The following is a 23104-nucleotide window of genomic DNA, read 5'->3' as shown; positions in this document are numbered from 1 at the left end:
AATATACAATGTCGCATGTATGCAACTGGCGTGTAGCTTTAAGGTGTATTAGGAGGAATAATGATGGAATTACAAGAATACTTGAGTATTTTAAAGAAAAGATGGTCTTTATTAGTTATAATAACTTTAGTAGCAACTTTGATAAGTGGGATTGTAAGCTACTTTATTATTAAGCCAACTTATAAATCAGATATATCTGTAATAATTGGAAAAATGGATACAGCAGATACCAAGACCCCTTCAATGACATATAACGATGTTATGATGTATCAGAAATTAGTTAAAACTTATAGTGAACTTGCCAAATCAAGAACAGTATCAGAACATGCTATAGATGCATTAGGCTTAAAAATTAAGCCAGATGCACTTAGAGGAATGATTTCTGTAGCGCCAAAGGGAGATACTGAATTTTTAACAATAACAGTTAAATCAAATAATGCTGAAGAGGCTATGAATATAGCAAATCAACTTGCAAAGTCTCTAAAGCAAGTTAGCACCGATATAAAGAAAGCAGACAATGTTCAAATACTTGACCCTGCGCAGCTTCCTACAACTCCAGACAGCCCAAAGCCAATGCTTAACATGGCAATTGCGTTTTTTCTAGGATTAATGGTTTCAATCGGACTAATATTCTTAATAGAATATTTGGATAACACAGTAAAATCACCAGATGAATTAGAAAAGATACTGGATTTACCAGTTATAGGATCAATTCCGATGATAACAGATACAAACAAATAGGGGGCAGCAGAATGATTAATGATATGATTTCGATAAGCAATCCAAAGTCTCAGGCAGCAGAAGCCTTTAGGACTTTGAGAACGAATATACAATTCTCTTCCTTAGACGAAGATATAAGAACTTTAGTTGTTACTTCCACTCAACCTGGCGAAGGAAAGAGCACAGTTATTTCAAACCTAGCAATAACCATAGCTCAGAGCGGTAAAAGAGTACTTCTTGTAGACTGTGACCTTAGAAAGCCTACAGTCCATAAAAAACTTGGACTATCCAATCAGGAAGGTATAACTACCTTGCTGGCAAAGGAAAAAACTCTAGAAGAAGTTGTTAAGGCAACAAGTATACCAAATTTTTATGTATTAACAAGCGGACCAATACCACCAAACCCAGCTGAGCTTTTAGGTAGTAAAAAAATGAAAAGTTTTATTAATGAACTTCACGGATATTTTGATATGATTCTTCTAGATGCGCCTCCAGTATTAGCAGTGACAGATGCTCAAATACTATCAACCTTTACAGATGGGGTTATGTTTGTAGCAGCTTACGGACAGGCAGAGAAAAAAGCTATAGTAAGAGCAAAAGAGCTAATTGATAAAGTTGGAGGAAAAATATTAGGTGTAGTAATAAACAAGGTTCCTGCAGGAGATAAGAATCACTATTATTATAACTATGAATATAAATAAAGTATAATATGGGAGTGAAAAACATGGTAGACTTTCACAGTCACATTCTCCCCTATATAGATGATGGATCAAAGAGTTTTGATATGTCCATAGATATGTTAAAGCTCTCAGTTGAAGAGGGCACAGATTATATATGTGCTACCTCTCATTTTATACCAGGGGAAGTGGAGCAAAACAGAGAAGAATACTTTAAAAAAATAAACGAAATAAAGCAGCTTTGTGCTTTAAAGAAAATAGATATAAATATAATACCTGCACTAGAACTTTACATGCATCCAGAGCTTCCAAGACTTTTTAAAGAAAAAAAAGTGTGGGGGATAAACAATACGAATTATATCCTTATAGAGCTTCCAATGCAGCAATTTCCTGTTTATACTGAGGACATATTCTACGAGCTAAGGCTTCTAGGTGCAATGCCTATACTTGCTCATCCAGAAAGAAACTTCAGAATAATGAAAGATGTATCACTGCTTGAAAACCTTGTGGATCAAGGTGTGCTTGCACAAATAAATGCAGGAAGTCTTAGGGGAATATACGGCAAAGACATAAAGGAATTTGCAGAAATGTTAATTAAAAGAAACCTAATTCATATGGTTGGAAGCGATGCGCATGATGATCATAGAAGAACTACCAAAATGAGCAAGACCTTTGATATAATAAGCAACACAAATAGAGAGCTTTATGATTGGATTAAGGAAAATCAATATAATATAATCCAAGGAAAAGAGATTAACCCTCTTTCAATAAAAAAATCTAAGAGTAAATTTAATTTTTTTGGTTTATTTAAATAAGATTTACATACCCTTTTTAAGTTGTTTACAGCTTAAAGGGTATTTTTTTGTTCTATAGTGGTAATTAGGATTGAGGGGGTAACTTGAAAGATAGGAAGAACAAAAAAGCAATTTTTATTGTACTGGAAGTTGTTTTGAGTTTAGTTTTAGGTGTAGTTGATTTTGGGTATTTCAGTTAGGTAAATGAAGTAGAAAATACTACTGATAATAGCTCCCTTGGAATAAGAAACAGCTATATCGATTCTGAGGGTCGATGGGTTTAAAAAATTATGCTTATCACTACGGTGGTACTCAGTTTACGATTAAGACTACTAATGAAATATAGGATTATATTAAGGTTAACTTTGAGAGATTAACTAATATTATTGATGCCATGGGCGGGGGCAAATTAATCAGCTTTATTTAATAAGGTTAGGTTCAAGGGGACAAGTACTTACGTAGCTGTAATGACAAAGCTACTTTCAAATGATGAAGCCAGTATAGATAAGACTGACCTTATAGATCTAGGCAACAAAAGTGTTTTATAGGGTTAAGCAATATAGAGCAATTTAGATTACCACTTGACAATTATAAAAAAATGTTGCCGAAAATGGCTTGTTTATCTTGTAAATTTGCAACAAGATTTTGTAGTTTATGATACAAAATTGTAATTTTATGGCGTAATTTTGTAACCGAAACATAAGGCGATGCAGGTTATTTATCTGGTATAATTTATTATGTGGAGGGGAGTCGTGAAAATGGGGAATGAACTAACACTAGACAATTTATACTTTAATTGCGTAGAAAGCTATAAAGGCATTAGCCAAAAGATAGCGCTAAAGTTAAGACTCAAGTTTTCGAGAGGGAGAAAGAAGCTTGAGGAATTAGTTAAGGCACTAAATGGTGAGGTTTCAGGAAGAAACCTAAGGTTTAAGCAGCTGCAAATGGTTGTAGATGACATAATACCTAACAGAAATATTAGCTCGCACATACTAAAAGAAAATATTTTAGTAATGCATGCCGAGGGAATTAAGGCAAGCTATGTTGCGTTATTTAATCTTTCAAATATTACAATAAAGCTTTTTGCAGACTTAGATTCAATTGAGGAGCTGGATTTGCAGAATGATGTTGTCACTGAGGTTTTCTCAAACAATACTTATTTGGTTTCAGATGGAAAGCTTTACATAAGAAAATTTCCAGCCATGGATTGCTTGCTCTTTGCTAAGTACAACTAATTTTCTTGAAAGTTATGATTACTAGAAAAATAGTAATCATAACTTTTATTTTTTTATAAAGAAAGCCTATAGTAACCGAACCCTTCTCTTCTGCTTATAATATACCAAGAAAAATATAAGCAAAAGGGGAGGGGGAGAAAAATGCTAAACGTAAGTATAATTTCAATGCGTGAGAGCATAGAAATGTTAATGGTGGTTTTTGCCTTATCTGCCTATGCTGTTAAAATAAATAGGCGGGAGCTTTTAAAGTTTATATACGGAGGCGCTTTTGCAGGCTTTGGGGTTAGTCTTTTTAGCAGCATAATGCTGTATGAGCAGACAAAGGGCCTTGAAGGTTATGCTAAGGATTTGTTTAACGGAACACTTATGATATTCCTTTCTATATTGGTTATTTACTATATAGTTTGGATGAAGAGGCAGAAAAAGACCTTTAATATGGATGTTGCGGAAAAGTATAAGGTTAGCGCTACTGGCTTTGGAATGTTTATATTTACCTTCCTTACAGTTTTTAGAGAGACTATGGAAATAGTTATGTTTATCATTCCTATGCTTGGTGGAAATAAGCTGATTATTATAGCTGGAGTTTTAATTGGTTTTTCTGCAGCTTTCGGCGTTAATTATTTATTGTTTAAGGGAGGACTTAAACTTAATTTAGGCATATTGTTTGATATAATTTCTTTTGTTATGATATACATTGGAGCTTCAATGTTTGGAGATGGCCTGGCTTTGGTTGTCCCAAACGGTGGCGAGCAGATTGAGAAGGTGGGTATGCTTGCTTATGGTTTGCCAGTTTTGTATCTTTTCTTAAAGGCCCTTATCAAGGACTACATCAAGAAGAATGTATAACTTGGCTCAAAAATGGGAAAGATACATTAATGGAATATTTGTGCAACTGATTCACATTTATTACTTGGCAGCTCAACAGCTGCTATTTTTTTTATTTTGGTTTATAATAGATATAATACAATAAAGTTTAGGCAGGTGAGTTTATGTCAGGAGAAAATTCAGTTCAGTCTGTGGACAGGGCTTTGGATATACTTGAGTTTTTGGCAGGAGAAAAAAGATCTTGCGGGGTTACTGAGATTGGTAATGCTGTAGGTCTGCATAAAAGTACTGTTCACAGGCTTTTGGGAACCTTGATGAACAAGGGCTATATTGAAAAGGATATTGATTCAGATAATTATACAGTTGGAAAGAAAGTTTTGTTTTTAGCCAGCTCTGTTTTAGACAGAATGGATGTTAGAACTGTGGCAAGGCCTTATATAAGAAGGCTTTCAGAAAGAACTAACGAGGTTGTTCACTTATCAATTTTAGATGGTGATGAGGCTGTTTATATAGACAAGGTAGAAAGCTTGAGGCAGGGAAGCGTTAGAATGCATTCACAGATAGGCAAAAGGGTGCCTTTATACTGCACAGCTGTAGGTAAGGTGTTATTGTCTTCTGAAGAGGATGAAAAGGTTAAGGAGCTTCTTAAGCATAAGGAAATGTACAAGTTTACTAGAAGTACTATAGATAATGTTGATAATTTTATTGAAGAGCTTCACAAAGTGAGAAAAGCAGGATATTCTACTGATGAGATGGAGCACGAAGAGGGTATACGTTGTGTGGCTGCTCCAATTCATGATAGGAAAGGTAAAATTATTGCAGCAGTAAGTATTTCAGGACCAATATTTTACATGACTGAAGATAGGCTTCCAGAGGTTAAGAGTGAGCTTTTACAAGCTGCTGAGGAAATTTCTAATCAGTTAGGCTACTTTAAATAAAACTATTGCAGTTCTTTATTTAAAGTAGTAAAATTATATTGCGATTATGAAACTGTGTTTCATATCGTGGAACATAGTTAATTTATTAGTATATGGAAACACTAAATTTAGTTTATATAAAAATTAAAGCAGGAGGTAGCTTTCATGAAAAGACTACAAACTATTCAACAAATGATAGAAAGCGGTGTTGTTGCCGTTATAAGAGCAGAGTCAAAGGAGCAAGGAATTAAAATTGTTGATGCAGTTAAAAAGGGTGGTATAAAGGCTCTTGAAATAACAATGACTGTTCCTGGTGCTGTAGACATTATTAAGGAGCTTTCAGAAATTTACAAGGATGAAGACGTTATAATTGGAGCAGGTACAGTACTTGATCCAGAAACTGCAAGACTTTGTATATTAGCAGGAGCTAAGTATATAGTAAGTCCAAGCTTAAATCCAGAAACAATTAAGCTTTGCAACCGTTACAGAATTCCAGTAATGCCTGGTATTATGACTGTTAGAGATGCAGTAGAAGCTTTAGAGCTTGGTGTAGAAATACTTAAGGTATTCCCAGGAAATGCTTTTGGACCATCCATAATAAGTGCCTTTAAGGGACCTCTTCCACAAGGAAACTTTATGCCAACTGGTGGAGTTAGCTTAGATAACGTTAAGGATTGGATAAAGGCTGGTGCTGTTGCCGTAGGAATAGGAAGCGACTTAACTAAGGGTGCTAAGACTGGCGACTACGAAGCAGTAACAAAGACAGCTGAAGCTTATGTTGAAGCAGTTAGAAAAGCAAGAGGCTAAGTATTAGGTTAGATTTATACTAATCATTGAAATAAGCAGCTTAGGCTGTACATTTTGTAATATAATTTAAAAACACAGGAGGATATTAATAATGGGTAAGTTTATAACCTTTGGAGAAATAATGCTAAGATTAGCTCCAATGAACTATGATAGATTTGTACAATCAAAGGAGTTTGGAGTAGTTTATGGTGGTGGAGAAGCTAACGTTGCTGTTTCACTTGCTAACTATGGAAAAGAGGCTTATTTTGTTACTAAGCTTCCAAAGCATGAAATAGGTCAGGCTGCAGTTAATGAGCTTAGAAAATTTGGAGTTCATACTGATTTAATAAAAAGAGGCGGAGACAGAGTAGGTATATACTTCTGTGAAAAAGGAGCATCACAAAGACCTTCAAAGGTTATATATGATAGAGCTCACTCTGCAATTGCTGAAGCTAAAAGAGAAGATTTTGACTGGAAGAAGATTTTTGAAGGAGCTGAATGGTTCCATTTTACAGGAATAACTCCAGCACTTTCAGATGAGTGTGCTGCTATAACTTTAGATGCTGTTAAGGCTGCTAAGGAAGCAGGAGTTACAGTATCTGTTGACCTTAACTACAGAAAGAAGCTTTGGAGCACTGAAAAGGCTGGCAAGGTAATGGCTGAAATAGTTAAGTACTGCGATGTAGTTATAGCTAACGAAGAAGATGCTGAAAAAGTATTTGGTATTAAAGCTGCTGCTACTAACATTGAAGGCGGAGAATTAAGTGAAGAAGGCTACAGAGATGTTGCTAAGCAATTAGTTGAAAGATTCGAGCTTAAATCTGTTGCTATAACACTAAGAGAAAGCTTCTCAGCTTCACACAATGGCTGGTCAGCAATGCTTTATGATGGCAATGAGTTCTATAAGTCAAAGAGATACGACATGACTATTATAGATAGAGTTGGTGGCGGAGATTCCTTTGGCGGCGGACTTATTTATGGTTTATCTTCAGGAATGGATAATCAAGCAGCTCTTGAGTTTGCTGTTGCAGCTTCCTGCTTAAAGCACACTGTTGAAGGTGATTTTAACTTAATGTCAGTAGAAGAAGTTGATGCACTTGCTAAGGGCGATGCTTCTGGAAGAGTTCAAAGATAATTATAGGGTTTTAAGCTCAACTATTATCTTATACATGCTCAAAAAGTGTTGAAGAATCACTATTTTGAGCATGTATAAGGTAAGTTTCACATTAAAACCATAAATAGCTTTGTATAAAAGTTTCCTCTTGAGTAAGAATATAACTAGAAAACAAGTTATATTCTTAATCAGGAGGTTTTTTATTTATGAATGGACAATTAAGCTGCAGTGCTTTAAACTGCGTACATAATCTGAGCGGGCTTTGCTCAGCAAATACAATTCATGTACTAGGTTCTGGTGCTCATACAAGTGATCAAACCATGTGCGATACCTATGCAAAAGGAAGCTTGAAAAATGCTGTTACTCATTTTCCAAATATGAATGTAGTTGGAGAAGTAAAACAGCTTTTTACTAAGGGTTCTGTGGAGATGAGTCCAGTAATAAAGTGTGAGGCTGCAAACTGCAGATACAACGACAACAGAATCTGTCAGGCAGATTATGTTCAAGTCTATGGTCCTAGAGCACAGGAAAGTGAAGGAACTCAATGCGAGACCTTTGTGCAAAGATAAGTTACGCAAATATTACCGTGGAAGTATATAAAATACGCTATCTGAGCTGACCGTTGCGTAAGAAGTTCTAAACTCGGAGCAGACATAAAATTAAGTGTTTTCCACTGGGCAACTAAAGAGCGCTCGTTCCCACTCGCAAGTTGCCCGTTAAAAGCCATTTAGGCTTTTAACCTCCTTCTTCAAACAAACGAACAACACTAAAATTTTATATCTGCTCCTTCGTTAAGAACTTCTACCTACTCACTAAAAGCTCATATATCCTCTTTTATATACTTCCACTGTTTTTTGCGTAACTTATTTTTTCTGCGCTCTTGCAATCTATTGTTGTTTATTAGTAAAGTTAGTGTATAATACTAATAGCATATATAGGTTTTAGATTTAACTATCAACTTATACATGTTGTGCTAGTTAATGCCTAACCCAGCGAGAATGTGTAAAATGTGTGAAGTGAGCATTGAGCAAACAACTAGAAGTTCTTGGCGAAGGAGTAGGCATAAAACCTTAGTGTTGTTCGTTTGTTTGAAGCGAAGCAAGTTTTACGAAAACACTTGGTTTTATGGCTGCTCCGAGCCTTAGAACTTCATGTGCAGCGAACAGCTCATGGAACACAATTTATACATTCTCGCGGTGATTAGAGACTGAACTAGCACAACAGGTTAGGTTTCATAGTTAAAACCCTATAAGAAACAAAGGACGAGGGTGATTGCGTGGTTGAGAAGAATAAGGATTATGTTATAGATATAAGTGGTATGGGCTATGAGGGCGAGGGTGTAGGAAAGATAGAGAACTTTACGGTTTTTGTTCAGGGTGCTCTTATAGGCGAGAAGGTTAAGGTTAAGATAGTTAAGGTTGCAAAGAATTATGCTTATGGAAAGCTTTTAGATATTATTGAGACTTCGAAACATAGAGCTGAGCCTGTTTGCAGCATATATAAGAACTGTGGAGGATGTCAGCTGCAGCATATGTCCTATGAAGGACAGCTGGGGTTTAAAACTCAAAGGGTTAAAGAGGTTATAGCTAGAATTGCCAAGCTTAATGATGTAGCCGTTCATAATACCCTAGGAATGGAACAGCCTTATAGATATAGAAATAAAGTTCAGCTGCCTGTGGGCAAGGTTAATGGGGAGCTTAGAATTGGTTTTTATGCTCCAAGAAGCCATGATATCATAGGAATGGATACCTGTCATATTCAGGATGAGGTAGCAGACAAGGTAGTGGGCCTAACAAAGGAATGGATGCTAAAGCATAACCTTGAGCCTTATAATGAGCTTGAGGATAAGGGAAATATAAGGCACATAATGATAAGACGCGGCTTTAAAACTAGTGAGGTTATGGTAGTTGTTGTAACCAGAGATGAAAAGCTGCCTTACTCAGATGAATTTGTTAGCTTAATGCAAAGCAATATAGAGGGGTTAAAGAGTGTAATACAAAATGTAAACCCTAAAAAGACAAATGTTATTTTAGGAGATAAAAACAAGGTACTTTGGGGAGAGGCAATAATTACTGATTACATTGGAAAGTTTAGATTTAATATATCTCCACTATCCTTTTTTCAGGTTAATCCAGCTCAAACAGAGGTTTTATACAGCAAGGCTCTTGAATATGCTGATTTAACTGGTGAAGAAACAGTTTTTGATGCTTACTGCGGAACAGGAACAATTTCACTTTTCCTTTCACAAAAGGCTAAAAAGGTTTATGGAGTGGAAATTGTACCACAGGCTATAGAGGATGCAAAGAAAAATGCTCTGCAAAATGACGTGGATAATGTTGAGTTTTTGGTTGGCCAATCTGAAAAAGTTATTCCAGAGCTTATAGATAAAGGTGTAAAGGCAGATGTAGTGGTTGTAGACCCTCCAAGAAAGGGCTGTGAAAAAAGCTTGCTTGAAGCTATAAGCAAAATGGCGCCAAAGAGAATTGTGTATGTTTCCTGTGATCCAGCCACCTTGGCTCGTGATTTAGGAATACTAGAGGAGTTAGGCTATAGGGCAGTAGAAGTGCAGCCAGTTGATAATTTTCCTCAGACTGCTCATATTGAGTGTGTGGCAAGGATAGAGAAGGCTACGATTAAAAATTAAATTAATGTAATAAAGCATGCTGCACAATCAGCATGCTTTATTACCATCTACTAGTTTTACAATAATACATAATTGCTTGATAAACGAATTCAGTCAAATCTTCATCACTGAATTGGTTGAAATAGTTTTTCCATCTATTATCACACTTATAGGTATTAGCAATACATTTCAAAATTTCTGTATCACAAGTCATATTTTGTTCCAGGTAGCTTTTCCACTCTGCGATTAATTTCTGAACCTCCTCAGAAGAAGGCGGGTTATGAATTTGGTTTGCTAATTTTTTAAATACTTTTTCCATATTATTTGCAAATTCATAAGATAAATTTTCTTTTTCCTTATTAGATAGCTTTTCTAGGTTTTTCTCATATTCTTTGTATTTTTCTGTTTCACCATATACTATTTTGGCTTCACGGCTATATTGTTCTTGTAATGGGAAAATTGGCGAGTTATTAAAGATATTCAAATTAAATATTTCTTTTCCCGATACATAATCTTCTAAGGCACTAATAATTGCACCTAAGCGCTGCTGTTTTGCTAGTAAGGTTTGATGATGCAGCTTTAAAATTTGTAGCTGTTCCTCTTTTGATAGCTGCATAATGTCTGATATTTCTTTTAAAGATAAATCCATTTCTTTTAAAAATAAAATGGTTTGAAGTCTTTCCAAATCTTCTAAGCTATAAGCTCGGTAATCATTATCCGCTAAACGGGTGGGCTTTAATAAATTTATTTTATCATAGAAGTGTAATGTCCTAGCTGTGACACCTGTTATCCGTACAATATCTTTAACTGCAAAAAATTGTGCTTTCATTTCAATAATCCTCTAATTCTTTAAGAATAAATAAAATCCATCTAGTTTCCTCATTTTTGTATTATATAATACTCTATAAACTCATGCCATAAGATTCTTTACTAAGATGGACAAAATTTATACTTGACTACGACGTAAGGTCATAGTGTACTATATACCCGTAATAATAAAGTAATATAGTATGAATCATTTTAAACAAAACGATGAATGGAAATTTTACGAAAGGAAATAGCACATATGAACAATACACTGATTGTTTTTTATTCGCTTTTTGGAAATACAGAAAATTTAGCATTAGAAATAGCAATACAGACTGATGGGTCCTTAAGAGAATTAATTCCTGATAAGGATTATTCTTTTGACTATAATACAGCCTGTAAAGAAGTAAGAAATCAAATTTCCCGAGGCTTTTGCCCCACGTTAAAATCTGGTAATGAGTCTATCGATGATTATCAAACAATATTTATAGGTTCACCAAACTGGTTTAAAACATTAGCTCCACCAGTTTTGAGTTTCCTTAGAGCACATGACTTCACAGGAAAAACAGTAATTCCATTTTGTACTCATGGGGGCGGCGGATTTGGCCAAATTGAAAATGATATAACTAAAGAGTGTTCAAAATCCATAGTTCTACCAGGTATTGCTGTAAATGGTACTATTGCTTCGGAAGAGGTTGCAAAGTGGCTTGAGGAAATTGGGGGAGCAGTAAAGGGGAATATAGTCAGGCTTGCTGCAATGGTACCTACGCATAAAGAAGCACAGAAAGTATTTGACCGGCTGAAAGAATCATCAAATCTTGAATAACATTTGAAATTGAGTTAAGGATAATAGCAGTAAGCTTTAGAGGAATTGGTTCGGTTCAGTATGTTTTATAGTAGTGTACATTTGACAATTTCTTTATTGTAAAAATAAATAAACATGTATTTTCTATTGACTTTAACACAGTGAGAAGGTTTATGATAAAGTCATAGCTCGAACTATAATGCTAATAGGAGGTAAAATGTATAAAATTGGCCAATTTTCCAAACTGGTGAAAGTTTCAACACGAATGTTGCGATATTATGATGAATGTGGGATTTTTTGTCCTTCTCATGTTGATGAGATGACTGGCTATCGTTTGTACAGTCCCAATCAAATCTCTCATTTGAATCAAATTTTATTGCTGCGAGATTCGGGTTTTAAGGTAGATGAAATCAACGATGCTTTGAAACGAATCAATGATAATGATTTTTTGGAAGCTACTTTAAAGAAAAAAATGGAACAATTAAATCAGGAGATTGACATTCAACAGCAGAAAATCAGAAAAATAGAAGAGCAATTGAAATTAATAAAGGAGGAAAATCAAGTGATTAAAGGTGCAGAAATTGATTTTGTTGTAAAGAATAGTTTGAAAGCCTTGGAGTTGTATAAAGAAATTTTTGAGATTGAGGTAGTAGAGGCAACTGATTATCCAGAAGGTACTAATGAAGCAGTCTTTACTTTGTATGGGACAAGATTTCATATACTGGATGAAAATCTGGAATATGGACTAAAAGCGCCGGATAAAGAACATCCAAATACAGTTTGGTTTAATATAGCTGTAGAAGATATCGAAAAAACACATAAAACTGCTTTGGAAAATGGTTGTACAGAAGTTCAGGGAATTACGAAAATGATGGACGATGCTGTTAGTAATTCTATCTTTATAGATCCATTTGGTTATATGTGGATGCTGCATAAAATCTACAAAAATTTAAGCTTTGAAGAAAGAATCAAAATCATTGAAGAAGAAATGAAATAACCTCACATTAAAACTATTTATAGCTAATTTTAAAACAAGAAAATGCTCTCAGATTTAGTCTGAGAGCATTTTGTCTTGCTAAATTTAAAATGTTGCAACATGGTATGACCTAGTAACTTGAATATGTAAAGTTAAATATTGTATCGAATTGGTATAATGACAGGTGGAAATGGTGGAGATTTCATCCTGTGGTTATCAATTGATAGCTGAAAACTATCGACATATTTCCATAAACCTCGATTTGTGAAAAAGCAGCAAAAAAGCCGATTGACATGTTTCCACAAACGAGCATGGCTAATGGCATTCATGTTCATGGCAACTATCACCAGAGTCCACAAGTGAGCCTTCAAGCCATTTAAGTACTACAGTTTTTACATCACCTGAACAACCACGAAGCACATCAATTCCTGAATTGTTAAGCACTTTAACTGCACCTTCTCCCATATTACCTGCAAGCATTAATTTAACATCCATTTCTGAAAGAATTTGTGCAATATTTGATTTGCATCCACAGCCTGATGGTGATGGAAGAGTTTCAGAAGAAATTATTTCTTTTGTATTATTGTCAACTGTAAAAATTGTATAATATTCACAGTGTCCAAAATGGTTATCAATTTGATTTTGACGTGATGGTAATGCAATTTTCATATAATTATTCCTCCAATACAATTTATTTAAAGGAGCCTTTAAATAAGCATGTTATTGACATATGCCCTTTATATATTATAATAAACTTATAAAAAACATATGTCAATAATTACTCGCAAAGGGGGAGAGAAAATGCCAAGACCTAGAAAATGCAGAAAAGTATGTTGTCTACCAAAAAATAATTTATTTGGACCAGTAGACATGAAAAACATAGATGAAGAAATTATTGTTATGACAGTAGATGAATATGAAACGATTAGGTTAATGGATTTAGAAGGAATGCTGCAAGAAGAGTGTGCAGAAAAAATGAATGTTGCGCGTACAACCGTGCAGCGGATATATAATGATGCTCGTTTCAAGATAGCAAAATCATTAGTAAATGGGCACTTATTAAAAATTGAAGGGGGAGACTATAAGCTTTGCGATGATAGTGAACCATTATGTGGTTGTAATAGCTGCCATAAAAGAAAATGTTGTATTATAAATAACAGAAGCGCTTCAAAGGAGGAATAGATTTTGCAAGAAGACATTATTTTTAAACCAATAGGTAGAGTTCAGAGTAAATATTGCTGGTACCGATAATACAGCTTTGACTGTTCCAAATGTTAGACTGTATAACAACATGTACTATACAATTTATACGGTTGGCCTTGATGGCAAGTCTCCAGCTTTAGAAGCAGTGCTTTTAACAGGGCCAAGATAACGAAATGAAGCGAAGGTGTAAATTAATGCTCCTTCGCTTTTTATAATTTCTTGCTAGTTAACTATATTTTTGTATTTTTAATATAGTGAATTCAGTGTTTCTAGGATATAGCTACAAGGTTTAGGAAACAATATGTATACGAAAGATTAGAGCAAAGGCTAAAAAGTTTATTTCCAAACTTAAATATAGAGATAGAATATAGATATTGTGGAGCTTTTGCATCTACCCAAGATAATTTAGGCTTTATAGGAAAAGAACCGGATAATTCTAAATTGTGGTATTGCTTAGGTTATGGGGCAAATGGAATATTGTTTGCTATGCTAGGTGGAATGATGTTAAGTAAATTATATTCAGAAGAAGTACATAAGGATTTAAACCTATTTAAAGTAGATAGATTTGATAATTAAACTTACTATTAATAATATTAGCTTTTATATAGTACAAATGAAACTATAGAAAGGGGATAATAAGTCACTATATAAAGTGATTTGTTTAGTAGGAACTATGTTTATACCTAAAAGAATTATATTTGAAAAAGATTCCTTGGAATATGAAATGGGCAAGAATATTTTTTCCAAGTTTAAAGATAATGCTAATATTGAGATAATAAAATTGACCTCTAATAAACTAAAACAACATATTCCAGGTAATGATTTATTCGCTCAATATAGAGAAGGCAAAAGGACTTTAGTAGTTGGAACTAAAAAAGCCCTAAAATTTCAATCCTGCAAACCCTCCGCCCACTATCAGCTTCCCTTAGTATCAGGGTGTATGGGACAATGTGAATACTGTTATTTAAATACTCAGTTAGGAGATAAGCCTTTTGTAAAGGTATATGCTAATATAGAGGATATTCTTAATCAAGCTGAGAAATATATTAATGAAAGATTGCCTGATATAACTATATTTGAAGGGTCGGCTACATCTGACCCTATACCTTTAGAACCTTATACACATTCATTGCAGAAAGCTATAGATTTTTTTGCGAAAAATCCTAATGCTAGATTTAGATTTGTAACAAAATATAATGACATAGAATCCTTGCTTAACTTAGAACACAATGGTCATACAGAAATAAGATTTAGTATTAATACTTCTTATGTGATAAATAAATATGAACATATTACCGCTTCCAGTGACAAAAGAATAGAAGCAGCTATAAAGGCAGCTCAGTCAGGGTATCCTGTTGGTTTTTTAATTGCACCAATATTTATTTATCCAAGCTGGAAAGAAGACTATCAGGATTTGTTGCTAAAGTTAAGTAGTAAGCTGCCAAATAATTTAGAATTCCCAGTAACCTTTGAAGTAATATCTCACAGGTATACAACAATAGCTAAAAATAGAATACTTAAGGTATTCCCTGAAAGTGAATTACCTATGAATGATGAAGAGCGTAAATTCAAATATGGACAATTTGGATATGGAAAGTATGTATATCAAAGTGAAGTTATAAGTGAAATAAAAGAGTTCTTCACAAAAAACATAGAAGAACTATTTGATAATAAAAAGGTTAAATATATTATATGAGTATTACTAAATGTAATAAATAAGCAACAATAAATACTATAATATTTAAAAGAACAAAGTATAAAAGTAAATATTCAAGTGTGTTATTATTCCCTCAGACTGATTAGTTTGGGGGAACTTTTATTTATGGGGTCTTACTTTTGCGCAGGATTAAGGAAAGGTTTTCAAGTATTCTCGAACTATCTTAAAAGTTTTACGTATAACATATTGATTGTCCAATAAAGAACTAAGAATTAATTTATAAAAGGAGAGAATTATTATGAAAAAACTACTGACATTACTTATGGCGCTGATGATGGCCTTCAGTTTCACAGCCTGCAAGGCAGCAACTAGCAGCAGTAACCAGAACAGCAATCAGGCTAGCAATAAGAAGAGCAACCTAGAAGGTAGCCTTGAGGAGATTTTGAAAAAGATATATGATACTGCCAAAGTAGATAATGATTTCAACCAATATGTAAAACCAAAGCTGAAAACAGACCAGATAACAGCGGAGAAAACCGAATATTACCTTGGAAAAGCAGGTATTGAGTTTGAGACTGCCATAGTTTCTGAGTCCATGATGAGGACCAGTGCCTATTCATTGTGCTTGGTCAAGGTTAAGGAAGGCGCAGATATTGAAAAAATAAAGAAAGATATCAAAGAAAACGTGAACCCTAGGAAGTGGATATGTGTAGGTGTTGATCCTAAAAATGTAATAGTAGATAGCATTGGTAATGTCATATTCCTTGTTATGAGCGATGACTATGCAAAGCCGCTGCATGATGCATTCCTTGCATTAAAGAAATAATTATGCTGTTTTCAAGTATTACCTTCTTATATTATTTTTTACCGATAGTTATGGGGCTATATTTTATAGCCCCCCAAAAATTTAGAAACCATGTTCTGCTGCTGGCCAGTTTGTTTTTTTATTTCTATGGAGAACCTATTTACTCCATTCTAATGATGATATCCATAATTTCAGGATATGTTCATGGATTATGGATATTCAGGGCAAGAGGTGGGAAGTATGCTAAAATCCCTCTTATCTCCTCAGTTATTATCCACATTGGACTGCTGATATATTTTAAATACATTGATTTTTTTATTAAAAATGTTAATGAAATATTTAAGTCAGGGGTGACGCTTGTAAATTTGGCACTGCCAATTGGTATTAGCTTTTACACATTTCAGATTTTATCATATACAGTTGATGTATACTGGGGGAAAGCAAAGGTCCAGAAAAATATTTTTAGCTTTGCCACCTATGTAGCACTTTTTCCTCAGCTAATAGCGGGGCCTATAGTACGGTACACAACAGTCGAAGCCGAGCTTAAACAGCGTACCCATTCAATTGAGAATTTTTCCTATGGTATAAACCGCTTCATTATTGGATTGTCCAAAAAGGTGCTTTTAGCAAATACCTTAGGAGAATTAGGAAAAATATTTTCCAATACAAATGAGAAAACTGTATTGTTCTATTGGATTGCAGCGATGGCCTTTACGCTCCAGATTTACTTTGACTTTTCAGGCTACAGTGATATGGCAATAGGATTGGGGAGGATTTTTGGGTTTCATTTTCTTGAGAACTTCAACTACCCCTATATTTCTAAAAGCATAACAGAGTTTTGGAAAAGATGGCACATATCCCTGGGGACATGGTTTAGGGATTATGTATATATCCCAATGGGCGGCAACCGTGTAAGCAGGGTAAGGTGGGTCTGCAACATAGCTGTTGTATGGTTTCTTACAGGCTTCTGGCATGGTGCACAGTGGAACTTCATTGTATGGGGATTATATTTTGCCTTATTATTGATTGTTGAAAAATATTTTCTGAAAAGGCTGCTGAAAAGGTTGCCTCCTGTAGCAGGTCATATATATATGTTGTTTTTTATCACAGTTAGTTTTGTACTGTTCAATGCAAACAGTATGGGTGAGGCAGTGAAAAATTTGGAAGGTATGTTTGGAATGCTTGATGTACCTCTCTGGGGGGCTGAGAGCTTTTATTATTTAAAAAGCTATGGTTTTGTATTAATAATTGCATGTATTGGTGCAACGCCTGCAGCTGTAAAAATAAAACAAAAGCTAGCAGCATATAGAAAGGGAAGGCAAGCATTGAACATTATGGTGCCTGTAGCTCATATATTGCTTATGCTGTTAATAACAGGCTATCTAGTAGATGGTTCCTTTAATCCATTTTTATATTTCCGTTTTTAAACGTCAGGGAGGTCTGGAATGAAAAGTAACTTTAAAAATATAGCGGTGACCATATGCTTTATAATTATAACCTGTGGTTTTATGCTTACCAATATTATAATGCAGGATGCTGAATTCTCATATAGTGAGCGGCGCAGGCTGGCAGCGGTTCCAACTTATTCTTTTAAGAAGCTCATAAGTGGAGATTTGTTTGAAGAATACGATAAGTATTTCCTTGACCAGTTTGCTTTTCGCGACTCCTTCAGGAGTATAAAAGCCCTGACAAGCCGTTACCTGTTTAAGCAAAAGGATAATAACGGTTTATATATGGTGGATGGGAGCATCTACAAGATAGAATATCCGCTGAATGAAAAAGCCATATTGAATGCAGCGCAAAAGCTTAATGAAGTTTATAGTAAATATCTTGCGAACAAGAATGTAAGTTATGCTATAATACCTGATAAGAATTACTTTACTGCAGCACAAAACGGTTATTTAACCATGGACTACGAAAGATTACTGGAGATTATGAAGCAAAATGTCTCTAGCATGAATTATATTGATTTGTTTAGTACTCTGGATATAAAAGACTTTTACAAAACAGATATTCACTGGAGTCAGGATAAAACAATAGATATAGCCGATAAGCTTCTAAAAGAGATGGGCAACGATATTCAGGCGTCTGATTTTCAATATGAGGAGAAAAGGCTAACCCCTTTTTACGGATCCTATTATGGTCAGGCAGCCCTTAAGCAGGAACCAGATACCATGGTGTATCTTACTAACAATATAATAGAAAATGCAGTTGTTTTTGACACTATTGACAAGGAATACAGCAAAGTGAACATGATAGATAACTTTAAGAACATAGATTCATATGACTTGTTCCTTTCTGGGCCCAAACCAGTTATTTCTGTTATCAATCCATCCTGTGACACTCATAAGGAGTTAATAATATTCAGGGATTCCTTTGGAAGCAGTATTGCACCGTTATTGATAGGAGGATATTCTAAAATTACCCTTGTTGACCTACGTTATATAGCTACAGATATACTGGGAGACTATGTTGATTTCTCCGAGGCAGAGGATATTCTATTCCTATACAATACTCAAATTTTGAATAATAGTTACATGTTGAAATGATATGACCAAAGCTGATAAGGTGATGATAATGAATTGGAGATAAATATGAAACGTCAAAATGATTGGTATACAGGCATTGATTATTATGAGAATAGTAAAGAAAAACAAATAAATGTAAGAGAAAAAGTAGTAGATTCAATAACTGATTTGTGCATTCACGAACAGGTTATAATACTATTTGTAAAAAGTGGTGAAGGAATCATTGAGATTAATGGAACTTATTATCCATTAAAAGAAGGTAGCTTCTTGTGCTTATATATGCATCATTTTTATAGATTTACTAAAATTCTAAAACCTCTTAATATAATAGAAGTCAACTTTTATATCGGTAATTTTATGTTTATGTGCTTCGAAAAGCACCCAATGAATGCAAATGCAACTCTTGTTTACGATACAATTCCATTTGTTCAGCTTAATAATTCTAACTTTAATAGGATTAGCAGGCTTATTGACGAGTTATTATTAGAAATAGAAGAACAGCGCTTTAGCAGCATGAACATGGTTATTTATTTAACTCTTCAATTGCATGCTTATTTTTGTAGATTTGCCTTTGAAAATGTAACTGAAAACAAGGATAAAAGGCAAATAGAATGGGATATAATACCTAAAATTATACTATCTACGGAAAAGAATATAAACCTAAGTGATTTTGCAAAAGAGGTAAATTTATCAGAGACTCATTTAAATCAAAGAATTAAAAATGCTTGTGGGTTAACATATTTTCAACTAAACAAATTTGGGAAAATAATAAATGCCTGCGCGCTGCTTCATTTTCCAGAGTTATCAATGGATTATATAAGTGATATTTTAAACTTTTCCTCTAAGAATTCATTTTATAGAGTATTTAACCAATATGTTCATATGACACCCAAGGAATATCAAGAAAAATGTGTCTTTGAAGAAGAGTATATGTTAAATGGGTACGGTGGTAGTGCACTTATGTTTTTACAATATATTCATATTAACTTTATGAATGAAATTAGTTTAAAATCTTTGGCTAATGAATTCTTTATAAAAGAATATACTGCTAAGTTAATATTTGAAAATGTCTTTAAAGTAAGCTTCCAAGAACTACTAGAGCAAACTAGAATTGCATATGCATGTTCATTTTTATCCTCAACGAATAAGAGTGTAACAGAAATATCAAACCTTTGTAGATTTGATAGCATTTCTACATTTCAAAGAGCGTTTACTAAGCATATGAACCAGAGCCCAACTGAATATAGAAAACTCACCAATACGAGTATTTGATAATAAAACTTTAAATTTTGCATAGTTTTATATCCTTGAATACGTTAATATTATAACAAAGATAGCGAAAAAGAGGCGATTTTAGTTTTAAGAAAGGTATAGGTGAGGATATGTCTAAACTATTTACTCCAATTAGTATTGGAAGTATGACTTTAAAGAATCGTACTTTTATGGCGCCAATGTCTTTGGGTTATGAAAGTCAGGATGGAACTGTAAATGAAATACTAGAACAATATTGGGTAGAGCGAGCAAAAGGCGGGGTTGGTTGTATAATCCTAGATGCTTTAAGCGTTGACCCTAGTGTCCCTTATCTTGGAAATACCCTTTGCTTTAGAACTCCAGAAAGCATTGAAAAATATAAGGCTTTTACAGACAAAATACATCAGTATGGTACAAAGGTAATTCCTCAAATTACCCACCCAGGCCCAGAAAGCGTAAGTGCTTTTTATGGAATTACCCCTGTTGCAAGCAGCTGTTATATTAATTCTATGGGACAAAAAACTAGAGAATTAAAACTAGAAGAAATTCCAGCAATTATCGAGAAATATGCTACTGCTTCATATAATGCTAAATTAGCTGGCTTTGATGGTATTGAGCTGCATAGTGCACACGCATATATGTTACTAGGCTCATTCCTATCACCGATGCGCAATAAGCGTCTTGATCAATATGGTGGAAGCCTAGATAACAGAGCGAGACTTTTATTTGAAGTAATTGACGCTATAAAAGAAAAGTGTGGTAAGGATTTTCCAATAATATTACGTATCAGCGGAAGTGAAAGAGATGAGCAAGGAAATAGTGTGGAGGATATCAAATACCTTGTTCCAAAGCTTATTGAGCATGGTGTTGATGCTTTTGAAATAAGTGGTGGAACTCAGTATGAACACTGCAATAAAATCATTCCATGCCATGGCGAAAAAGAAGGTGTTAATTTACCTGAAGCTATGGAGATAAAGAAGGTATCAGCAGTTCCAGTAATTGTAGTTGGAAAAAATGTTGATGCTAGACAAGTTATGAATGTAGTTGATAATGATTTAGTTGATGGTGTAGTTTTGGGAAGAGCATTGTTGTCAGATCCTGAGTTAGTAAATAAGGCTCAAAGTGGAAGGTATGATGAAATTGCTCCATGTGCCACATGTGGTATTGGATGTGTTGGACAGCAAATTAAGAGAAAACCTACATCCTGTGTTATTAATCCTTTCTTAGGCAGAGAAAGTTCCTTAAAAATTGTTCCTGCTGAAACGAAGAAAAGTGTAGTAGTAGTGGGTGCGGGAATTGGCGGAATGGCAACTTCTAGAATTCTTGCATTACGAGGGCATAAGGTTACTCTTCTTGAAAAAACAGATAGCTTAGGCGGTCAATTAAAACTTGCCTGTGTTCCACCTCATAAGCAAGAGATTAGCAAATGGGTTATTTATTTAAGTAATGAATTAAGACGCTTAAATGTTAATATTAAATATAATTGTGAAGCTAATCTTGAAATTATTGATAGTCTTTCTCCAGATAGCATAGTTGTTGCAACAGGTGCAAAAGAAATTCTACCACCAGTTGAAGGCATAAACGTAGAAACAGCAATAACCGCTCAAAAGGTATTAAACAATGATATAACAATTTTAGGTGGAAATGTTCTTGTTGTTGGTGGTGGAATGGTTGGAATTGAGGTATGTGAGCATTTAATGCATAATAAACGTGGCCAATTATTTGTAACAATGATTGAAATGGCTGATACGATTGGTGCTGGAATGATTCCAAATAATCTTTTACCGACAATGAAAAGACTAAATGAACAAGGTATTAAGATGATGCCATCCACAAAGCTGCTTTCAGTAGAAAAAAATAATGTGACCGTTGAGGTTAGAGGCGAGAAAGTTACACTTCAGAATTTTACTCACATTATTTATGCTTGTGGCTCAAAAGCTGAAAATACTCTTTATGAAAGTTTAAAAGATAAATATTCCGAAGTATATTGTATAGGTGATGCTAAAGAAGCGAGACAAGCTTTAGAGGCGGTTAAGGAAGGTACTGAAGTAGGTATTTTAATTTAGGGCCGTGCCACTTGGATACGGTTGTTAGGCTTGAGAGGAAATAGGCTGATATCAAAGGGTTAAAGAGATTTAACCCTTTTTTTATATTTGTTTAAAAAATAACAATTAAACATTGAAAATTATTTCAGTTTTTGATATAATTTTTCTTGTAAGAGTAAACGAAAAAAACTTAGGGGGAATTATAATGAAAAAGGGAATAATTACTTTATTATGTGTAACGATTATGACACTTTCTTTAGTAGGTTGTGGAAGCAAGGCAGATGTAAATAAAGGAATAGAAATTGAAAAGGCCACTGTTGATAGCATATCAAAAGCATCAACTAAAAATTTCTATGAACAAAGCTCTTTAAAAGGACAAAAGCTAGTAGATGCAGTAAACGCTAGAAGTGGATCATTTACATTTGCAACAACAAATAAAGATGGTTCACCAAACTTAGCTGTATTTGGATTTGGTATGATTGACGAAAAATATGCAATGGCTGGAATATCACAAAACCAAACTCTAGAAAATTTAAAGAGAAATAAAATAGGAGTTGTTTCTTTCTATCAATATAATGCATCAGCAGCAGACAAGCTTGAAAGAAATAAGGGTGCTAGATTGGTTATAAAAATAGTTGAGGATAAAGCTAAAATAGAAGAATTGAAGAAAAAGACAGAAGGAAAATCAAATGAAAGTACTATATTCTTTGAAATTGTAGAAACTAAAGCTTTAGGATAATAAAATAGCTATCAATTGGAACTTTATTTAAAAATTCCGTTGATAGCTTTTTTTTATTCAATATTTTTAATTGAAGTGTGGATTTTAGTTAATAATTTATCTAAAACCTTTTCCTCTTCGTCAGTAAGTTCATTTTTTAGATTGCTACATATTATTGGGAATAGGTCAGATATAATTTTTAGAGATATCTTTTCTAAATGATCCATTAATAAAATGAGCAAGTCATGGCCTTTCGGAGTTAAGTTTATTAGTCTAACTCTATTATCATTTTGAGATGGATTTACAGAAACTAATTCCTTTGCTTCTAAATTTTTTACTACATAATTTGTTGTACTGTGAGCAAACCCGAAAGAAGAAGTAATATCTCCCATAGGACTTTCACCATATTTATATAAGTAATATAAAACTATTTTTTCTTCTTTTTTTAAGGATATAATTTGGTCATTAATATTAAAAGGCTTACCAAACCAATCTTTATATTTTTTATTTTCATCAAAGTTCATCTCTATTAATCTATTTACCAGCATAGTTAATCCTCCATAATAGATATTAAAATATGATATAAAAAATTATACCATAAAAGGGTAATAAAAGATG

The 23104-nt window shown here is 33.9% G+C and carries 22 protein-coding genes and 2 pseudogenes; 21 read left to right on the top strand and 3 right to left on the bottom strand.

Annotated elements, in window-relative coordinates; genetic code table 11:
* Window positions 1-60 precede the first annotated feature (60 nt).
* The 10 genes from NBE98_RS21920 (at window position 61) to rlmD (ending at window position 9712) form a co-directional block, all read left to right on the top strand.
* Window positions 61-741, top strand: coding sequence for a YveK family protein (locus tag NBE98_RS21920; protein ID WP_250817248.1), 681 nt, complete (start codon window positions 61-63; stop codon window positions 739-741).
* An 11-nt stretch (window positions 742-752) separates the two neighbouring features.
* Window positions 753-1421: a CpsD/CapB family tyrosine-protein kinase gene (locus NBE98_RS21915; protein WP_250817246.1), complete on the top strand. Its 669-nt coding sequence runs from the start codon at window positions 753-755 to the stop codon at window positions 1419-1421.
* A gap of 23 nt (window positions 1422-1444) precedes the next feature.
* Window positions 1445-2212 carry a tyrosine-protein phosphatase gene (locus NBE98_RS21910; RefSeq protein ID WP_250817245.1) on the top strand — a complete coding sequence of 256 codons (768 nt, stop codon included), beginning with the start codon at window positions 1445-1447 and terminating at the stop codon, window positions 2210-2212.
* A 737-nt stretch (window positions 2213-2949) separates the two neighbouring features.
* Entirely contained in the window at window positions 2950-3426 is a 477-nt protein-coding gene (locus tag NBE98_RS21905) for a hypothetical protein (protein WP_250817243.1), read from the top strand.
* A gap of 141 nt (window positions 3427-3567) precedes the next feature.
* The gene (locus tag NBE98_RS21900; RefSeq protein WP_250817242.1) at window positions 3568-4272 is read left to right on the top strand and encodes an FTR1 family protein; all 705 of its coding nucleotides are present in this window, start codon (window positions 3568-3570) and stop codon (window positions 4270-4272) included.
* A gap of 143 nt (window positions 4273-4415) precedes the next feature.
* On the top strand, window positions 4416-5189 hold the full coding sequence (locus NBE98_RS21895; RefSeq protein WP_250817240.1) for an IclR family transcriptional regulator: 774 nt from the start codon (window positions 4416-4418) through the stop codon (window positions 5187-5189).
* Between the two features lie 144 nt (window positions 5190-5333).
* Window positions 5334-5975 carry a bifunctional 4-hydroxy-2-oxoglutarate aldolase/2-dehydro-3-deoxy-phosphogluconate aldolase gene (locus tag NBE98_RS21890; protein ID WP_250817238.1) on the top strand — a complete coding sequence of 214 codons (642 nt, stop codon included), beginning with the start codon at window positions 5334-5336 and terminating at the stop codon, window positions 5973-5975.
* A 91-nt stretch (window positions 5976-6066) separates the two neighbouring features.
* Window positions 6067-7089: a sugar kinase gene (locus NBE98_RS21885; protein ID WP_284703676.1), complete on the top strand. Its 1023-nt coding sequence runs from the start codon at window positions 6067-6069 to the stop codon at window positions 7087-7089.
* Between the two features lie 185 nt (window positions 7090-7274).
* Window positions 7275-7637 (top strand): DUF1540 domain-containing protein, encoded by a 363-nt coding sequence (locus tag NBE98_RS21880; protein ID WP_250817236.1) that lies wholly within the window; start codon window positions 7275-7277, stop codon window positions 7635-7637.
* A 707-nt stretch (window positions 7638-8344) separates the two neighbouring features.
* Entirely contained in the window at window positions 8345-9712 is a 1368-nt protein-coding gene (gene rlmD, locus NBE98_RS21875) for a 23S rRNA (uracil(1939)-C(5))-methyltransferase RlmD (protein WP_349305969.1), read from the top strand.
* Between the two features lie 40 nt (window positions 9713-9752).
* Here rlmD and NBE98_RS21870 read toward each other — a convergent pair whose 3' ends face one another.
* Window positions 9753-10520 carry a MerR family transcriptional regulator gene (locus NBE98_RS21870; RefSeq protein ID WP_250817234.1) on the bottom strand — a complete coding sequence of 256 codons (768 nt, stop codon included), beginning with the start codon at window positions 10518-10520 and terminating at the stop codon, window positions 9753-9755.
* A gap of 237 nt (window positions 10521-10757) precedes the next feature.
* On the opposite strand from NBE98_RS21870, the pseudogene NBE98_RS21865 reads away from it, so the two are divergent.
* Window positions 10758-11219, top strand: a pseudogene (locus tag NBE98_RS21865) (flavodoxin); the annotation flags it as partial.
* A 301-nt stretch (window positions 11220-11520) separates the two neighbouring features.
* Window positions 11521-12300 (top strand): MerR family transcriptional regulator, encoded by a 780-nt coding sequence (locus NBE98_RS21860; protein WP_250817232.1) that lies wholly within the window; start codon window positions 11521-11523, stop codon window positions 12298-12300.
* 294 nt (window positions 12301-12594) lie between these two features.
* Here NBE98_RS21860 and NBE98_RS21855 read toward each other — a convergent pair whose 3' ends face one another.
* Window positions 12595-12948, bottom strand: a complete 354-nt coding sequence (locus NBE98_RS21855; RefSeq protein WP_250817230.1) for a NifB/NifX family molybdenum-iron cluster-binding protein — start codon at window positions 12946-12948, stop codon at window positions 12595-12597.
* 132 nt (window positions 12949-13080) lie between these two features.
* On the opposite strand from NBE98_RS21855, the gene NBE98_RS21850 reads away from it, so the two are divergent.
* The 9 genes and pseudogenes from NBE98_RS21850 (at window position 13081) to NBE98_RS21810 (ending at window position 22507) form a co-directional block, all read left to right on the top strand.
* Entirely contained in the window at window positions 13081-13461 is a 381-nt protein-coding gene (locus tag NBE98_RS21850; protein ID WP_250817228.1) for a DUF134 domain-containing protein, read from the top strand.
* Between the two features lie 327 nt (window positions 13462-13788).
* Window positions 13789-14058 (top strand): annotated as a pseudogene (locus NBE98_RS21845) (FAD-dependent oxidoreductase); the annotation flags it as partial.
* 97 nt (window positions 14059-14155) lie between these two features.
* Window positions 14156-15178, top strand: a complete 1023-nt coding sequence (gene splB / locus NBE98_RS21840; protein ID WP_250817227.1) for a spore photoproduct lyase — start codon at window positions 14156-14158, stop codon at window positions 15176-15178.
* A gap of 259 nt (window positions 15179-15437) precedes the next feature.
* Window positions 15438-15965: a hypothetical protein gene (locus NBE98_RS21835; RefSeq protein WP_250817225.1), complete on the top strand. Its 528-nt coding sequence runs from the start codon at window positions 15438-15440 to the stop codon at window positions 15963-15965.
* Window positions 15966-16075: 110 nt separating this feature from the next.
* A complete protein-coding gene (locus NBE98_RS21830) occupies window positions 16076-17371 on the top strand; it encodes an MBOAT family O-acyltransferase (protein ID WP_349305968.1) in 1296 nt (431 codons plus the stop codon).
* Window positions 17372-17389: 18 nt separating this feature from the next.
* Window positions 17390-18493, top strand: a complete 1104-nt coding sequence (locus tag NBE98_RS21825) for a DHHW family protein (protein ID WP_250817220.1) — start codon at window positions 17390-17392, stop codon at window positions 18491-18493.
* A 45-nt stretch (window positions 18494-18538) separates the two neighbouring features.
* Window positions 18539-19744 carry an AraC family transcriptional regulator gene (locus NBE98_RS21820; protein WP_250817218.1) on the top strand — a complete coding sequence of 402 codons (1206 nt, stop codon included), beginning with the start codon at window positions 18539-18541 and terminating at the stop codon, window positions 19742-19744.
* Window positions 19745-19854: 110 nt separating this feature from the next.
* Window positions 19855-21789, top strand: coding sequence for an oxidoreductase (locus NBE98_RS21815; protein ID WP_250817216.1), 1935 nt, complete (start codon window positions 19855-19857; stop codon window positions 21787-21789).
* Between the two features lie 184 nt (window positions 21790-21973).
* On the top strand, window positions 21974-22507 hold the full coding sequence (locus NBE98_RS21810) for a pyridoxamine 5'-phosphate oxidase family protein (RefSeq protein ID WP_250817214.1): 534 nt from the start codon (window positions 21974-21976) through the stop codon (window positions 22505-22507).
* 53 nt (window positions 22508-22560) lie between these two features.
* Here the strand turns inward: NBE98_RS21810 and NBE98_RS21805 are convergent, their stop codons facing one another.
* Window positions 22561-23034, bottom strand: coding sequence for a MarR family winged helix-turn-helix transcriptional regulator (locus NBE98_RS21805; RefSeq protein ID WP_250817212.1), 474 nt, complete (start codon window positions 23032-23034; stop codon window positions 22561-22563).
* Window positions 23035-23104 lie beyond the last annotated feature (70 nt).

The sequence above is a fragment of the Clostridium swellfunianum genome (assembly GCF_023656515.1).
GTDB lineage: Bacteria > Bacillota > Clostridia > Clostridiales > Clostridiaceae > Clostridium_AT > Clostridium_AT swellfunianum.
Note: the sequence above shows the minus strand (reverse complement) of the source record. Positions and strands in the feature narration are given on the sequence as shown.

Excerpts from the sequence above, each read along its gene's own strand:
- NBE98_RS21920 (WP_250817248.1), top strand. The coding sequence starts at position 61 with ATGATGGAATTACAAGAATACTTGAGTATTTTAAAGAAAAGATGGTCT.
- NBE98_RS21915 (WP_250817246.1), top strand. The coding sequence starts at position 753 with ATGATTAATGATATGATTTCGATAAGCAATCCAAAGTCTCAGGCAGCA.
- NBE98_RS21910 (WP_250817245.1), top strand. The coding sequence starts at position 1,445 with ATGGTAGACTTTCACAGTCACATTCTCCCCTATATAGATGATGGATCA.
- NBE98_RS21905 (WP_250817243.1), top strand. The coding sequence starts at position 2,950 with ATGGGGAATGAACTAACACTAGACAATTTATACTTTAATTGCGTAGAA.
- NBE98_RS21900 (WP_250817242.1), top strand. The coding sequence starts at position 3,568 with ATGCTAAACGTAAGTATAATTTCAATGCGTGAGAGCATAGAAATGTTA.
- NBE98_RS21895 (WP_250817240.1), top strand. The coding sequence starts at position 4,416 with ATGTCAGGAGAAAATTCAGTTCAGTCTGTGGACAGGGCTTTGGATATA.
- NBE98_RS21890 (WP_250817238.1), top strand. The coding sequence starts at position 5,334 with ATGAAAAGACTACAAACTATTCAACAAATGATAGAAAGCGGTGTTGTT.
- NBE98_RS21885 (WP_284703676.1), top strand. The coding sequence starts at position 6,067 with ATGGGTAAGTTTATAACCTTTGGAGAAATAATGCTAAGATTAGCTCCA.
- NBE98_RS21880 (WP_250817236.1), top strand. The coding sequence starts at position 7,275 with ATGAATGGACAATTAAGCTGCAGTGCTTTAAACTGCGTACATAATCTG.
- NBE98_RS21870 (WP_250817234.1), bottom strand. The coding sequence starts at position 10,520 with ATGAAAGCACAATTTTTTGCAGTTAAAGATATTGTACGGATAACAGGT.
- NBE98_RS21860 (WP_250817232.1), top strand. The coding sequence starts at position 11,521 with ATGTATAAAATTGGCCAATTTTCCAAACTGGTGAAAGTTTCAACACGA.
- NBE98_RS21855 (WP_250817230.1), bottom strand. The coding sequence starts at position 12,948 with ATGAAAATTGCATTACCATCACGTCAAAATCAAATTGATAACCATTTT.
- NBE98_RS21850 (WP_250817228.1), top strand. The coding sequence starts at position 13,081 with ATGCCAAGACCTAGAAAATGCAGAAAAGTATGTTGTCTACCAAAAAAT.
- splB (WP_250817227.1), top strand. The coding sequence starts at position 14,156 with ATGTTTATACCTAAAAGAATTATATTTGAAAAAGATTCCTTGGAATAT.
- NBE98_RS21835 (WP_250817225.1), top strand. The coding sequence starts at position 15,438 with ATGAAAAAACTACTGACATTACTTATGGCGCTGATGATGGCCTTCAGT.
- NBE98_RS21825 (WP_250817220.1), top strand. The coding sequence starts at position 17,390 with ATGAAAAGTAACTTTAAAAATATAGCGGTGACCATATGCTTTATAATT.
- NBE98_RS21820 (WP_250817218.1), top strand. The coding sequence starts at position 18,539 with ATGAAACGTCAAAATGATTGGTATACAGGCATTGATTATTATGAGAAT.
- NBE98_RS21815 (WP_250817216.1), top strand. The coding sequence starts at position 19,855 with ATGTCTAAACTATTTACTCCAATTAGTATTGGAAGTATGACTTTAAAG.
- NBE98_RS21810 (WP_250817214.1), top strand. The coding sequence starts at position 21,974 with ATGAAAAAGGGAATAATTACTTTATTATGTGTAACGATTATGACACTT.
- NBE98_RS21805 (WP_250817212.1), bottom strand. The coding sequence starts at position 23,034 with ATGCTGGTAAATAGATTAATAGAGATGAACTTTGATGAAAATAAAAAA.